This window comes from Aquirufa ecclesiirivi, assembly GCF_011250515.1.
In the GTDB taxonomy this organism is placed as follows: Bacteria; Bacteroidota; Bacteroidia; order Cytophagales; family Spirosomataceae; genus Aquirufa; species Aquirufa ecclesiirivi.
The window spans coordinates 1-16,112 of sequence record NZ_JAANOP010000007.1; the positions used below are offsets into that span (position 1 = coordinate 1).

The 16,112-nt window shown below is 43.9% G+C and carries 1 protein-coding gene (running past one end of the window); it reads right to left on the bottom strand.

Features of this window, described 5'->3' with window-relative positions; translation table 11 throughout:
* The coding region annotated (locus tag G9H65_RS10015; RefSeq protein WP_166375208.1) for a hypothetical protein crosses the window boundary (this coding region is incomplete at its 3' end): on the bottom strand, nucleotides 1-16,112 show 16,112 of its 42,673 nt. Its footprint extends 26,561 nt past the window's final position.

A 16,112-nucleotide genomic window follows, 5' to 3' on the forward strand; every position in this document is an offset into this window, starting at 1 on the left:
TTACCGTATTGCCATAAGCATCTAAAGCTGTTAAGCTATTGGTGCCACTAAAGGATGTTCCACTCACTTGTGGACTTGTTAAGCTAACGGCCAATTTACTGAATGATCCTGCGCTAACAGCTACGCTAAAGCGATCAGCTCCTGCTGCTGTGATGCTTCCATCGCTTGCTGCTACCACCGCTGATTCGACATGGTACAAGCTCAAGCTTGCTGTCGCTACTCCATTACTGAAGGTCACACTCGTTGCTGTACCAAAGTTCGTGCCTGCTACGGTTGGGTTGGTAGCTGGGCTACTTGAAGCATTCGCTCCACTGAACGTGATCGACTTAATGCCGGTATAGCCTGTTGCTGTGTTGCCACTCGCATCTTTAGCTGTAATCGTAATGCTTTGACTACCTCCTGCCGTTTGAGTGCCTGTGCCTGTGATAACCAATTTCGTGGCTGCGCCTGCTCCTATGGTCACAGAACTTGTTCCTGTTGCACCGCCAGTTGTTGCCGTGGCAGTAAATGTTCCATTTCCAACATTACCCGTAAATAATAGAGCACTGGTAACATTAGCTACACCACTCACAAAATCTCCTGCTCCACTTAATTTATTGGTACCTGATAAACCTGTAATACTTCCCGTCAAGTTGGCGCTGATAGTCACATGATTCGTAGATGCATCAAAACTAGTTACGGTATTGCCATAGGCATCTTGTGCCGTTATGGTATTTGTCCCAGTAAAGGCTACACCACTGCTTTGTGGAGAATTAAAGTTCAAGGCAAATTTACTCAAGCTGGATGATCCCACCGTAATGCTTAATCGATCAGAACCAGTCGCTGCCAATGAACCATCATTAACGGCTACCGTAGCTGATTCAGCTTGATAAAGAGCTAAAGTAGCCGTAGCTACACCATTGCTGAAGGTCACACTCGTGGCTGTACCAAATGCCGTTGTATTTACCGTTGGTGCCGTGGTTGGTGAACTTGAACTATTCGCTCCTGAGAAGGTTAAACTCTTAGCTCCTGTGTAAGCTGTTACCGTATTTCCTTGCGCATCTTTCGCGGTGATCGTAATTGTTTGTGTAGTACCTGCCGTTTGCGTACCTGTTCCAGTGATAACCAAACGGTTGGCAGAACCAGCGTTCATGGTAATGCTTCCACTCGTTACTGCTGTTCCTGTGGCAGGAGTAAACGTGAAGGTTCCTGAACCTACTGTTCCTGTGTACTTCAAGCCTAAGCTTGTCAAGTTCGCTACTCCACTGCTAAAGTCAACAGCACTATTCAATTTATCCGTTCCTGATAATCCAGAGATTGATCCTGTCAAGCCTGTCGTTGTTACCGTGATGTTATTCGCACTCGCATCAAAGCCCGTTACCGTATTGCCATAAGCATCCAAAGCCGTCAAGGTATTTGTACCTGTAAACGCGACTGCATTAATCTGTGGTCCTGCTAAGCTTAAAGCTAATTTGCTAAATGCCGCTGGGCCTACTGTTACACTCAAGCGATCAGATCCACTGGTTGTCACCGAGCCATCTGTGGCTACTACAGCAGCAGACTCTACTTTGTATAAGCTCATGCTCACCGTGGCTACTCCATTGCTGAAGGTCACACTAGTCGCTGTACCAAAGTTCGTGCTTGCTACGGTTGGGTTGGTAGATGGGCTTGATGAAGCATTCGCTCCACTGAACGTGATCGACTTAGCTCCGGTATAACCAGTTGCTGTGTTACCACTCGCATCTTTGGCTGTAATCGTAATATTTTGACTAGCTCCTGCTGTTTGGGTGCCTGTTCCTGTAATAATGAACTTGCTGGCAGAGCCTGCACCTATTGTTACATTTCCACTTGTTGCGGCTGTTCCTGTAGCTGGAGTGAACGTGAAGGTTCCTGTTCCTGTAGTTCCAGTATAGATTAATCCAAGACTAGTTAAGTTGGCTACACCACCAGAGAAGTCAAGACCCGCATTTAATATATTCGTACCTGATAATCCAGATACAGAACCCGTCAAGGTATTAACAGTAACGGTTACGTTATTTCCTGCGGCATTGAAGGTTGGCACTAAGTTACCATAAGCATCCAAGGCTTGTAAGGTATTGGTTCCTGTGAAGGCTATACCACTATTTTGTGGACTGGCTAAACTAACAGCTAATTTAGAGAAAGTAGTAGCAGAAACAGTCACTGGTAATTCATGGTGATTTCCAACACCAAGCAAGGTTCCATCCGTTACTTGAACTACTGCATTTTCCGCTTTGTACAAGGTTAATGAAACAGTGGCTATACCCGAAGTAAACTCAACTGATGTATTAGATCCAAAAGCCGTTCCATTAACCGTTGGCGCAGTAGCTGGACTTGCTGAACTATTGGCTCCCGAGAATACTAAGGTTTTAGTACCCGCATAGGAAGGAACTGTATTGTGATTCGCATCTACTACACGTATGGTAATTGATTGAGAAGTACCAGCGGTTTGCGTTTCAGTACCAATAATCATAATATGGTCAGCTGGACCAGCATTCATGGTGATACTTGTACTTACCGCAGCAGTACCTGTAGCTGGTGTAAAGGTAAATGTACCAGCACCAAATGTACCAGAGTATTTCAATCCAAGGCTCGACAAATTAGCCACTCCATTCACGAAATCACTACCACTTGTTAATTTATTGGCACCTGATAAACCAGAAATAGTTCCTGTTAATGCTGTGGTAACCGTTACATTGTTCGAGGAAGCGTCAAAAGTAGTTACCGTATTACCATAAGCATCCTGTGCTATTAAGGTATTCGTTCCAGTAAAGGCAACTCGGTTGGCTTGTGGAGAACTTAAACTAACTACTAGTTTGCTGAAAGTACTTGGACTAACTGTAACCGTCAATCGATCTGCTCCAGCTGCACTAATACTACCGTCACTCACAACAATGTTTGCCACTTCAGCGGTGTAAAGTGCCAAGGTAGTCGTTGCTACTCCATTGGTAAATGTCAATGTGGCCCCCGTATGAATATCTTGTGCTACTGAATTTTTATCAATAACGGTAGGGTGAACGATTGGGTTACTGGAATCCAAAGCACCAGAAATGGTCAATGCATGATCTCCTGTATATGATGTCACGATGTTTCCATTTGCATCTTTAGCTGTAATGGTAATGGTCTGTGTACCTCCAGCTGTTTGTGTTGCACTTCCTGTGACTACCAAACGAGTAGCGACACCAGAACCGATGGACACATTTCCAGATGTTACCGCAGTTCCACTGGCAGGTGTAAAGGTAAACGTACCCGTACCTACTGTTCCAGTAAACTTCATTCCTAAACTAGACAAATTCGCTACACCACTACTAAAGTCACCAGCACTGTTCAATATATTTGTTCCAGATAATCCCGTTATACTACCTGTTAAAGTAGTGCTTACAGTTATGTTATTTCCAGAGGCATTAAATCCTGTTACGGTATTGCCATACGCATCCAAGGCAGTCAAAGTATTGCTACCTGTAAAGGCCACACCATTAGCTTGAGAACCAACAAGACTGACCGCTAATTTTGAGAAGCTAGCCGGACTAACCGTGATTGGTAGACTACCACCTACGGTTGAGTTAATAGAACCATCTGATACTTGAATTTCAGTACTTTCCGCTTTGTATACTTTCAAATCAGTGGTGGCAACACCACTAGTAAACGTCACTACTGTCGCAGTTCCAAAATTAGTGGCCACACTCGTTTTGTTAGTAGCTGTAGGTGAAGTAGCTGGGTTTGCTGAACTATTGGCTCCTGAGAATGTCAAATTCTTATCACCTGTATAGGAAGCTGCAGTATTACCACTGGCATCTTTCGCTGTAATCGTGATTGTTTGGGAAGCACCTGCTGTTTGAGTACCCGATCCAGTAATGAATAATTTAGTAGCTGCTCCAGCATTGATCGTTACATTACCAGAAGTAATGGCTGTTCCAGATTGAGGAGTAAAGGTAAATGTACCTGTTCCTACTGTTCCTGAGAATACTAAATTAGAAGTCAAATTAGCCACACCATTCGTGAAATTACCCACCTGGTTCATAACATTGGCTGTATACCCTGTTATGCTACCCGTTAAGGTACTGGTGATGGTAATAGGATTGGCACTGGCATTAAATCCAGTTGCGGTATTTCCATAAGCATCCAATGCGGTCAACGTATTGGTACCCGTAAATGCAGTACCATTCGTTTGAGGGCTGGCAAGACCAACGCTCAATTTAGAGAAGGCTGCAGCAGAAACAGCTACTGTCAAACGGTCAGAACCGGTAGAAGAAATACTGGCATCGGTTGCGGAAACAATAGCATTCTCAGCATTAAATAAAATCATATTGGCAGTAGCCACACCATTAGTAAAGGTCACATTCATGGCTGTGCCAAAGTTAACTCCACTGATGGTCGGGTTAGTTGCCGGACTCGGAGAACTAGTAGCTCCAGAGAATGTAAGGCTCTTCACTCCTGTGTATGCCAAAGAAGTATTTCCATTGGCATCTTGTGCCGTTATGGTAATACTTTGTGATGCACCTGCTGTTTGGGTAGCACTACCTGTAATAACTAATTTAGTTGCTGTACCTCCACCAATTGAGATATTCGAGCTTGTTCCAGAAGCTCCGCCTGTAGCTGAAGCAAAGGTAAATGTTCCTGTTCCAGCAGTACCTGTAAAGATTAACTTAGTCGTTAAATTACTTACGCCATTCACAAAATCTAAGGCACTATTCAATTTATTAGTTCCAGATAATCCCGTAATAGTTCCTGTCAAGCTAGTCGTAACCGTGACATTATTAGCACTAGCATCAAAGCTGGTAACGGTATTACCATAAGCATCTTGAGCTGTAACAATATTGGTTGAAGTAAATGCTTGTCCACTATTTTGAGGGGTAGACAATGCTACAGCAAACTTGTTTAAGCTAGATGGAGAAACTACCACACTCAAGCGATCTCCACCACTGGATACCAATGCTCCTTGAGTAGCCACGATGGTCGAAGTTTCTGCTCGGTAGAGTTTCATGGTAGCGGAAGCTACACCGTTCGTAAACGTGATGATGGTAGCTGTACCAAAATTCACCTCAGCACTATTCTTATCCGTTACCGTAGGATTCACAAAAGGATTCGTCGATGAAAGTGCTCCCGAGAAAACAATGGATTTATCTCCTGTATAGGACGTTACAATATTTCCACTAGCGTCTTTAGCGCGTAAAGTGATGGTTTGAGAGCCTCCTGCTGTTAGCGTTCCTGTTCCAGTAATTTCAAGGCGGCTAACAGTACCTGGATTTATGGTTACATTACTACTTGTAATGGCAGTACCTGATGCAGGAGTAAAGGTAAATGTTCCTGTTCCCGAAGCACCTGTATAGGTTAACCCTAAACTTGTCAAGTTAGCCACCCCACTGACAAAGTCATTGGCGTTGCTTAACTTATTGGTACCGGATAGACCTGTGATGCTTCCTCCCAGACTATTCGTTACGGTCACATTATTTGCAGATGCATCTAAATTAACGGTATTACCAAACTCATCTTGTGCGGTTAATGTATTTACTCCTGTAAAGGCTGTACCAGATGTTTGCGGACTAGCTAAACTTACTGCTAATTTTGCGAATGCTCCTGGAGTAATATCCAATGGTAAATTGCCTCCACCGCTTGAACTAATCGTTCCATCTGTTACACTAACGGTAGTAAGTTCTGATTTATATCCTTTTAATGTACTAGTTCCAACCCCATTGACAAAGGTTACCACTGTGGTCAATCCAAAATCTATGTCAACGGCATTCTTATTGCTTGCTGTAGGTACTCTTGAAGGAGTAGTGGATGTGGAGAATACTAAATTTTTATCTCCTGCATAGGTCGTTACCGTATTTCCACTAGCATCTTGTGCTGTAATAGTAACCGATTTAGTCGTTCCCGCTGTAATAGCACCAGGCGTAGCTGTAATCATTAATTTAGTGGCTGTACCTGGGTTAATAACCACATTGCCACTCGTTACAGCAGTTCCTGAAGCTGGAGTAAAGGTAAATGTACCTGTTCCAATGGTACCTGTAAAGATTAATTTGGCAGTTAAATTAGCCACACCACTCACAAAGTCACTATGTGAATTTAAGATAGCTCCTCCATTCAAACCTGTGATGGTTCCTGTTAAAGTTTTGGTCACTGTAATATTATTCGTAGAAGCTGTAAAGCTTGTTACGGTATTACCATAAGCATCTAGAGCCGTTAAGGTATTTGTACCTGTAAAGGCCGTTCCATTGCTTTGTGGACTAGTCAAACTGACTGCCAATTTGGTAAATGTTGATTCAGAAACAGTAACGGCTAAACGGTCTGAGCCAGCAGCTACAATAGAGCCATCTGTTGCAGCAATCGTTGCACTTTCTGCTTTGTACAATACTAAACTAGCCGTGGCAACTCCATTGCTGAAGCTAATGTTCGTGGCTGAACCTACATTCGTACCTGCAACCGTTGGTGCAGTCACAGGAGAAGAAGAACTTGATGCCCCTGAGAAAGTTAAGCTCTTAGTGCCAGTATATCCAGTTGCCGTATTACCACTCGCATCTTTTGCTGTAATGGTAATTGTTTGTGCAGCACCAGCTGTTCCAGTACCGCTACCGGTAATGATTAATTTAGTCGCCGCGCTACTTGAAATTGTAATCGACGAGCTAGTTCCTGTAGCACCACCTGTAGTGGCTAATGCCGTAAATGTTCCTGCACCCGATGCACCTGTATAAATTAAATTCGTTGATACGTTGGCTACACCACTTACAAAATCACCAGCACTTGTCAATTTATTGGTTCCACTTAAACCACTGATGGCACCAGATAATGACGTGGATAGCGTCACATTGTTTGAACTTGCATTGAAATTCAATACCGTATTCGTATAAGCATCTTGTGCAATAATTTCATTGGTACCTGTAAAGGCTGCACCATTTACTTGTGGAGAAGTTAAATTGACAGCAAACTTACTTAAACTACCATATCCCACCGTTACACTCAATCGATCCGCTCCTGAAGATGTTAATGCACCATCAGTAGCTACGATTAGGGCAGATTCAGCTCGATATAATTTCATGGAAGCTGTTGCCTCACCATTGCTAAAGGTAATGGTGGTAGCTGTTCCAAAGTTTACATTGGAACTTGTTTTATCACTTACTGTCGGATTTACGATTGGGAATAAAGTTTGATTCGCTCCTGAGAAAGTCAAGGACTTATCTCCGGTATAAGTTGTTACCACATTACCACTAGCATCTTTGGCACGTAAAGTAATGGTTTGTGTATCTCCCGCGGTCACACTACCTGTACCCGTAATCACTAATCGACTCACCGTACCTGGGTTTACAGTTACGTTAGCACTTGTAGCCGCAGTACCAGTAGCTGGAGTGAAGGTGAAGGTCCCTGTTCCTGAAGTACCTGTAAAGGTCAAGCCTAAACTGGTCAAGTTCGCTACTCCACTGCTAAAATCACCTGCTTGATTCAATACGTTGTTTACGCCTGATCCTAAACCTGTAATTGCTCCTGTCAAACTCGTTGTTACTGTTACGTTATTCGTGTTAGCAGCAAAAGAAGTTACGGTATTACCATATGCATCTTGTGCGGTTAGGGTATTGGTACCAGTAAAGGCAGTACCATTCGTCTGAGTACCTGCCAAACTTGCCACTAATTTGGTATAGCTGGAAGCACTTACTGCTACATTGAATCGATCTGATCCAGCGGCAGAAATACTGCCGTCGGTAGCTGCCAAATCAAGGGTTTCGGCTTTAAACAAAGCAAGACTAGCCGTGGCTACCCCATTCGAGAAGCTTATACTGGTTGCTGAACCAACATTAGTTCCAGCCACCGTTGGGTTTGTTGCTGGATTTCCAGAAGCATTAGCACCAGAGAAGGTAATCGATTTAGTACCTGTATAGGTAGTAGCCGTGTTACCACTAGCATCTTTGGCTGTTAAGGTAATGGTTTGAGTTGTACCAGCTGTTTGTGTAGCTGACACCCCTGTGATGATTAATTTAGTCGCCGTACCTGAACCAATCGTAACATTGCTAGAAGTCACCGCAGTACCTGTAACTGGACTAAAGGTAAATGTACCTGTTCCTGCATTTCCTGTAAAGATTAATGCAGAAGTCAAATTAGCCACACCACTCACAAAGTCACCAGATGAGGTCAATTTGTTGGTACCTGATAATCCAGTAATAGCTCCTGTCAAACTAGTAGTTACCGTAATGTTATTTGCCGAAGCATTGAATGTGGTCACTGTATTACCATAATCATCCTGAGCCGTTAAGGTATTGGTACCTGTAAATGCGACTCCACTACTTTGAGTACTTGATAAACTCACTGCCAATTTGCTGAAAGTAGAAGAAGCAACAGTCACACTTAAACGATCTGATCCTGATGCAGAAATACTACCATCTGTTACTGCCACTAAGGCACTTTCAGCTTTATATAATACCAAATTCGCATTCGCTACCCCATTGATAAAGGTCAGACTCGTACTGGTTCCAAAATTCACTCCGGCAACCGTTGGAGTGGTCGCTGGGGATAAGGATGTATTGGCACCTGAGAAGGTTAATGATTTGGAACCTGTATAAGCGACAGCCGTATTACCATTGGCATCTAAGGCTGTAATGGTAATGGTTTGCGCTGCACCAGCAGTTTCTGTCGTGTCTCCCGTAATACGTAGTTTCGTAGCGGTACCTCCAACGACGTTGATACTTGAACTCGTACCCGTTGCACCTCCCGTAGCCGAGGCAAATGAGAAGGTTCCTGTTCCTGCTGTTCCCGTAAAAATTAATTTCGATGTCAAATTAGCGACACCATTCACAAAATCACCAGCACCCGTTAATTTATTGGTACCCGACAATCCGGTGATAGCTCCAGTTAAGTTACTTGAAACAGTGACATTATTCACACTAGCATCAAATGTCGTAACTGTATTTGCCCAGAAATCTTGCGCCGTTAAGGTATTCGTTCCCGTGAAAGCGGTTCCATTTACCTGTGGACTTGTTAAAGATGCTGCGAATTTAGATAATGTACTCGCAGAGGTAGTCGTGCTTAATCGATCTGCACCTACGGAGGTTACTCCACCTTGAGTAGCCACAATGTTGGTGGCTCCTTCTGCACGGTATAAAATCATGCTGGTCGTAGCCACCCCATTGGTAAAGTTAATCGTTGCCCCAGTACCAAAATCAACTGCTGCTGAATTCTTGTCTGTTACCGTTGGAGCTACCGATGGACTAGCACTTAAAATAGCTCCTGTAAATACGATGGACTTATCTCCAGCATAGCTAGTTACTGTATTTCCACTAGCATCTTTTGCCGTTAAAGTCACTGTTTGAGCTTGACCCGCTGTTCCTGTGGATGATCCTGTTACAATCATTCGAGTAGCCGCACCTGAATTAACAGTTACATTACCAGAAGTGATGCTTGTTCCAGAAGCAGGTGCAAAAGTAAATGTTCCAGTTCCTATTGTACCCGTGAATGTTAAACCTAATGAAGTTAAATTAGCTACTCCACTCACAAAATCATCTGTTCCTGATAACTTATTGGTTCCCGATAAACCAGAGATTGCTCCAGTTAAGGTTGTACTAACTGTGATATTATTTCCAGAAGCATTAAAGCTCGTTGCTGTATTTCCATAAGCATCAAGTGCCGTTAAGGTATTCGTGCCCGTAAAGGCCGTGCCATTTACTTGTGGACTAGACAAGCTTACCGCTAATTTGCTGAATGTAGATGGCAAGACAGTTACTGCCAATTCATGGGAATTGCCTGTCGCATTGATTGTGCCATCTGTTGCTGTTAATAAAGCACTTTCTGCTTTATATAAGACCACCGATGCCGTCGCCACTCCATTCGTAAATACAATACTAGTTGCTGTTCCAAAGTTCGTGCCGTTCGCTGTCGCTACTGTCACTGGACTACTAGAACTATTCGCTCCAGAGAAAGTTAAACTCTTTGTTCCTGTATATCCTGTTGCCGTATTATGACTCGCATCTACCGCTCTAATGGTAATCGTTTGAGCTTCTCCTGCATTCTGACTCGCAGTTCCTGTGATCATCATGTGATCGGCCACTCCAGAGTTGATCTGTACACTTCCACTTGTTACCGCTGTTCCACTTTGTGGGGTAAAGGTAAAGGTTCCTGTTCCTACGGTTCCTGTGAAGATCAATTGGCTTGTCAAGTTCGCTACACCTGCTGTGAAATCGCCCGCACTACTCAACTTATTCGTTCCTGATAATCCAGTGATTGCTCCTGTTAAGCTCGTTGTCACTGTGACATTATTCGCACTGGCATCAAAGCTAGCTACGGTATTGCCATAGGCATCTTGTGCCGTTAGTGTATTCGTTCCGGTAAAGGCAGTACCCGTGATTTGTGGTGTCGCTAAGCTCACAGCTAATTTGCTATACGTAGCAGCACTCACAGTTACTGATAAGCGATCGGCTCCTGAAGTGGTCACACTAGCTTGTGTAGCTACCAATTGAGCGGTCTCCGCTTTATATAATTTTACTAAAGCTGTTCCTACTCCACTACTGAATGTTACTACCGTAGCGGTACCAAAGTTAATATCAGCAAGGTCCTTATCTCGTGCCGTGGCGGCTGTGCTTGGGCTTGTAGAACTATTCGCTCCTGTGAAGACAATCGATTTATCTCCCGTATATCCTGTGGCAGTATTGCCATTGGCATCTTTGGCGGTAATCGTAACGGTTTGACTTCCTCCTGCGGTTTGCGTGCCAGTTCCCGTCACTATGAACTTCGTAGCTGCACCCGAGTTCACCGTGATGCTTGAGCTAGTCGCGGCAGTACCTGAGGCTGGTGTGAAGGTAAACGTTCCTGATCCAGAAGTTCCTGTGAATGTTAAACCTAAGCTTGTTAAATTGGCTACTCCACTGCTGAAATCTCCTGCTTGATTTAATACGTTATTCACTCCTGAACCTAGGCCACTGATGCTTCCTGTTAAACTAGTCGTTACTGTTATGTTATTGCCTGATGGATTGAAGCTGGTTACAGTATTTCCATAAGCATCTTGAGCCGTTAAGGTATTCGTTCCAGTAAAGGCGGTACCATTGATTTGGGGACTCGCTAAGCTTACGGCTAGTTTGCTGAATGTAGATGGCAAGACAGTTACAGCCAATTCATGGGAATTGCCTGTTGCATTGATTGTGCCATCAGTTGTTGTTATTAAAGCACTCTCTGCTTTGTATAAGACCACCGATGCCGTCGCCACTCCATTCGTAAATACAATACTAGTTGCTGTTCCAAAGTTCGTGCCGTTCGCTGTCGCTACCGTCGCTGGACTGCTAGAACTATTCGCTCCAGAGAAAGTTAAACTCTTTGTTCCTGTATATCCTGTTGCCGTATTATGACTCGCATCCACTGCTCTAATCGTAATCGTTTGAGCTTCTCCTGCATTCTGACTCGCAGTTCCTGTGATCATCATGTGGGTGGCTGCTCCAGAGTTGATCTGTACCGTTCCACTTGTTACCGCTGTTCCACTTTGTGGTGTAAAGGTAAAGGTGCCTGTTCCTACTGTTCCTGTGAAGATCAATTGGCTTGTCAAGTTCGCTACACCTGCTGTGAAGTCGCCCGCACTACTCAACTTATTCGTTCCTGATAATCCAGTAATTGCTCCTGTTAAGCTCGTTGTCACCGTGACATTATTCGCACTGGCATCAAAGCTAGCTACGGTATTGCCATAGGCATCTTGTGCTGTTAGTGTATTCGTTCCGGTAAAGGCGGTACCCGTGATTTGTGGTGTCGCTAAGCTCACAGCTAATTTGCTATACGTAGCAGGACTCACAGTTACTGATAAGCGATCGGCTCCTGCTGCCGATAAAGTTCCATCGGTAGCGGCAATAGTGGCACTTTCAGCTTTGTACAAGACCATAGATCCTGTAGCCACACCCGCGGTAAAGGTCATGCTGGTGGCTGTTCCAAAGTTCGTACCTGCCACAGTTGGAGCTGTAGAAGGACTTGTCGAACTTGCGGCTCCTGAGAATGTAATATTTTTAGCACCCGTATATCCCGTAACAGTATTATCGTTGGCGTCTTTGGCTGTTAGGGTAATTGTCTGACTACCTCCTGCTGTTTGAGTTCCTGTTCCTGTTACTACCAATTTAGTTGCTTCCCCTGCATTCACGGTAATACTTGAACTCGTCACAGCTGTTCCAGTAGCTGGGGTAAATGTGAAAGTTCCTGCTCCCGCATTACCTGTGAATTTCAAACCAAGGCTTGTTAAATTAGCAACTCCACTGCTGAAATCACCTGCTTGATTCAATACGTTGTTTACCCCTGATCCTAAACCAGTGATCGCTCCCGTCAAACTTGTTGTTACTGTTACATTATTCGTATTAGCAGCAAAAGAAGTTACTGTATTACCGTAAGCATCTTGAGCCGTTAAGGTATTGGTTCCAGTAAAGGCAGTACCATTGATTTGTGGACTCGCCAAGCTTAAAGCTAATTTACTGAAACTCGCTTCAGAAACTGTCACCGATAGACGATCAGCTCCAGCAGCAGAAATACTTCCGTCAGTAGCTGCAACCGTTGCAGATTCTGCTTTGTACAAGGCCATGCTTGCAGTTGCTACACCATTTGTAAATGTTAAGCTTGTTCCTGTACCAAAATTAGTTCCAGCAACCGTTGGAGCTGTACTTGGACTTAATGAACTTGCTGCTCCTGAGAATGTGATGCTATGAGAACCTGTATAAGCAGTTGCCGTATTTCCACTGGCATCTTTGGCTGTTATTGTAATGGTTTGTGATCCACCAGCTGTTTGAGTTCCTGTTCCTGTTACAACCAATTTGGTCGCAGTTCCAGAATTAATTGTGATGGATGAACTAGTCACTGCGGTTCCTGTGGCTGGCGTGAACGTAAAGGTACCTGAACCTACGGCCCCTGTGTATTTTAACCAACCAGAAATATCTGCTACACCATTCACAAATCGTTCAGAAGCTAAAATTACATCGCCTCCAACAAAACCAGAAATTGTTCCAGTTAAGCTAGTCGTAACTGTAATATGATTTAATGCAGCATTAAAAGTGGTTACCGTATTTCCATAAGCATCTAAGGCCGTTAGATTGTTGGTACCTGTAAATGATACCCCACTCACTTGTGGACTAGCCAAACTCACCGCTAATTTAGCGAAGGTTGTTGCACCTACAGCGACCGTTAAACGATCCGCTCCTGAGGTCGTAATTGCTCCTTGCGTTGCTACAATAACCGCTGATTCTGCTTTGAATAAAGACATAGAGGCTGATGCCACTCCCGAGGTGAAGCTTAGCGTGGTCGCAGTTCCAAAATTTGTACTAGCAACTGTAGGAGCTGTTGCAGGACTAGAAGAACTAGCTGCTCCCGAGAATGTTATGGATTTACTTCCAGTATATCCAGTAGCAGTATTGCCTGAAACATCTTTGGCTGTAATGGTTATTGTTTGTGCTCCACCAGCTGTTTGTGTACTTGTTCCCGTCACTACAAACTTAGTAGCATCTCCAGGCAAAATATCACCGGAGTCTGTACCTGTTGCCCCAGAAGCAGAAGTAAATACCAAGGCTCCCGTTCCCGAATTTCCTGTTAAGGTTAATTTATTGGTCAAGTTTGATACACCATTGACAAAATCAGCGGCAGAATTCAATACATTTCCTCCTGACAAACCTGAGATAACAATGCCCACATCGGGAACACCTGTTACGGTAATGATATTTTGAGACGCATCAAAATCTGTCACTGTATTTCCATATGCATCTTGTGCAGTAATTGTATTCACTCCTGTCCATGCGACAGCATTAATTTGAGGAGATGTTAAGTCAACCGCAAATTTGCTTAATGTACTTGGGCTAACTGTCACCGAAAGACGATCGCCTCCACTGGATGAAATAGTTCCATCAGTAGCAGAAACAGTAGCAGATTCGGCTTTATATAATCTCATGGATGCAGTTGCTACACCATTCGTAAATGTTAGGCTAGTTCCTGTGCCAAAATTTGTTCCAGCTACCGTTGGAGCCGTACTTGGACTCAATGAACTTGCAGCTCCTGAGAATGTGATGCTATGAGAACCCGTGTATGATGTGGCAGTGTTGCCATTCGCATCTTTCGCTGTTAGGGTAATGGTTTGTGTTCCTCCAGCAGTTAATGTCCCTGTGCCAGTGACCACTAATTTAGTAGCAGCGCCTGGAGCAAATGTAATAGTAGATTGCGTTTGTGAACCACCTCCACTTTTCACAGCTGTTCCACCAATCGTTGCCACAAATACACCTGAACCAGCTGAGGTTTGAGATGTTACCGTAGCTGTGTAAGTACCATCACCTACATTGGTAACCGCTCCAATTGTTCCTAAACCTGATAATTTAGTAATTGTTACCGTTGCTCCTCCAGTACCAATGTTATTTCCATTGGCATCTTTAGCCGTAACCGTTAATGTTTGTGTGGTCACACCATCGGCTGTAATGCTCGCACTCGTTGGAGTCAATGTAGATATGGCTGCATCAATAGCGCCAGGTACATAAGTTATGGTGGATTCGGTTTGAACACCTGTACCACTTTTCACTTCTGCCCCGCCAATGGTTGCTACGAATACGCCAGACCCTGAGGCACTAGCCGCCGTAACAGTAGCTGTATAAGTTCCGTTTCCTACATCGCTCACAGCGCTGATTGAACCAGTACCTGATAATTTAGTAATAGTCACCGTGGACCCACCCGATGTTAAGTTATTTCCAAATTCATCTTTGGCTCGAACTGTCAATAGCTGAGTACTTGCTCCATCCGCCGTGATACTAGCAGAGGTAGGCAATAAAGTAGAAATAGCGGCATCCACACTGGCTGGATTGACTGTTATATTATCTGATGCATCCAAAATACCCGTAGCTCCGTCGGCACTAGGACTTGCATCGGAAACAGACACGGTATAATTACCCGCCAAAGTATTTCTGAACCAGAAATTGGCAATGGAATCTCCATCAGCAATGTTCACCGAAGTAATAATGCTTCCATTGTTTGCTGTACTATGGAAAGTACCACCTGTATTGTATAAATATACGGTTTGTGCTCCTACGGTATTGGATAAATTAGCAACATCACGACGAGATACCGTGTAAGCCGCTCTTGTACCAGCTGCGATATTAGCTGGTGCATTAATCACAAACTTAGTCGTTCCTGCTGTTTCACCTGCATAAAAATCGCCCAATGAAGTAAATCCTGAACTTTGAACGGAGGTTCCTGTTCTGGTTCCCGCAGTACCTATTGACCAAACATCACTTAATTTTTTTCTAACAATGAGAGCTGCTGTGTTGGCGCTTCCTTGGACATCTCCTCCGACATAATTCAAGGTTGCATCCAGAGAACTGTAAGTACCCGACGTATTATCTAAATCGTTAATGGTCCAATAACGGTTGATGTATTTGGACTGACTAATACCTGAAGCTACTGCCGGAGCCGAACCTGGCACCGTAGTGGAAGTAGTAATGGTTAAATTACCTGATCTTCCAGTAAAAGATAAACTCAATGGAGCATAATTTCCTGAATCACCGATTGGGAAACTCACTGCACTGGAGTTTTGAGGTATGCCTCTAGCCAATTTACCATGAACGTATCTAGCACTACTAGCACCTGAAATACTTGCTCCACTGGCTATGGTCAATATATTCCCACCATTGGTCACCACTTTTCCATTTTGGAATGTCAAGGTACCATTGATTAATAAATCCGAATCTAAGGCAATGCCTGAAGCTGCATTGACCGTTAAATTACCTAATTGACGTGAGCCAGATTTAAAGCTGAATGTTGGGGTTCCCGATGTGGTATTTACGACCAAATTAGAACTTGAGCTACCCAGTAAATTTCCAGTAATGGTCGACATAGAACCATTAAGCGTCAAAGTATTGGCGCCAATAGCTAAATCACCACTAGCTAAATTAAAGTTTTGAGATACACTGATATTTCCATGCAATGTCTGGGTCACACTTTGAGAAGCATTATTCCACTCCACATTCATGAAGTTCTGATCCAAACCTGACGTTAATGCCGTACTTGTAATTCCATTGACTTTTAATAAGGCATGAGTACCCGCACCTGCGTTTGAGGTCCATGTAGAAGCTGGGATTGAACCACCGTTTCTTGCATGCTCATAAGTACCTCCGTGGAAGGCTAATAATTCTGAACCAAGTACG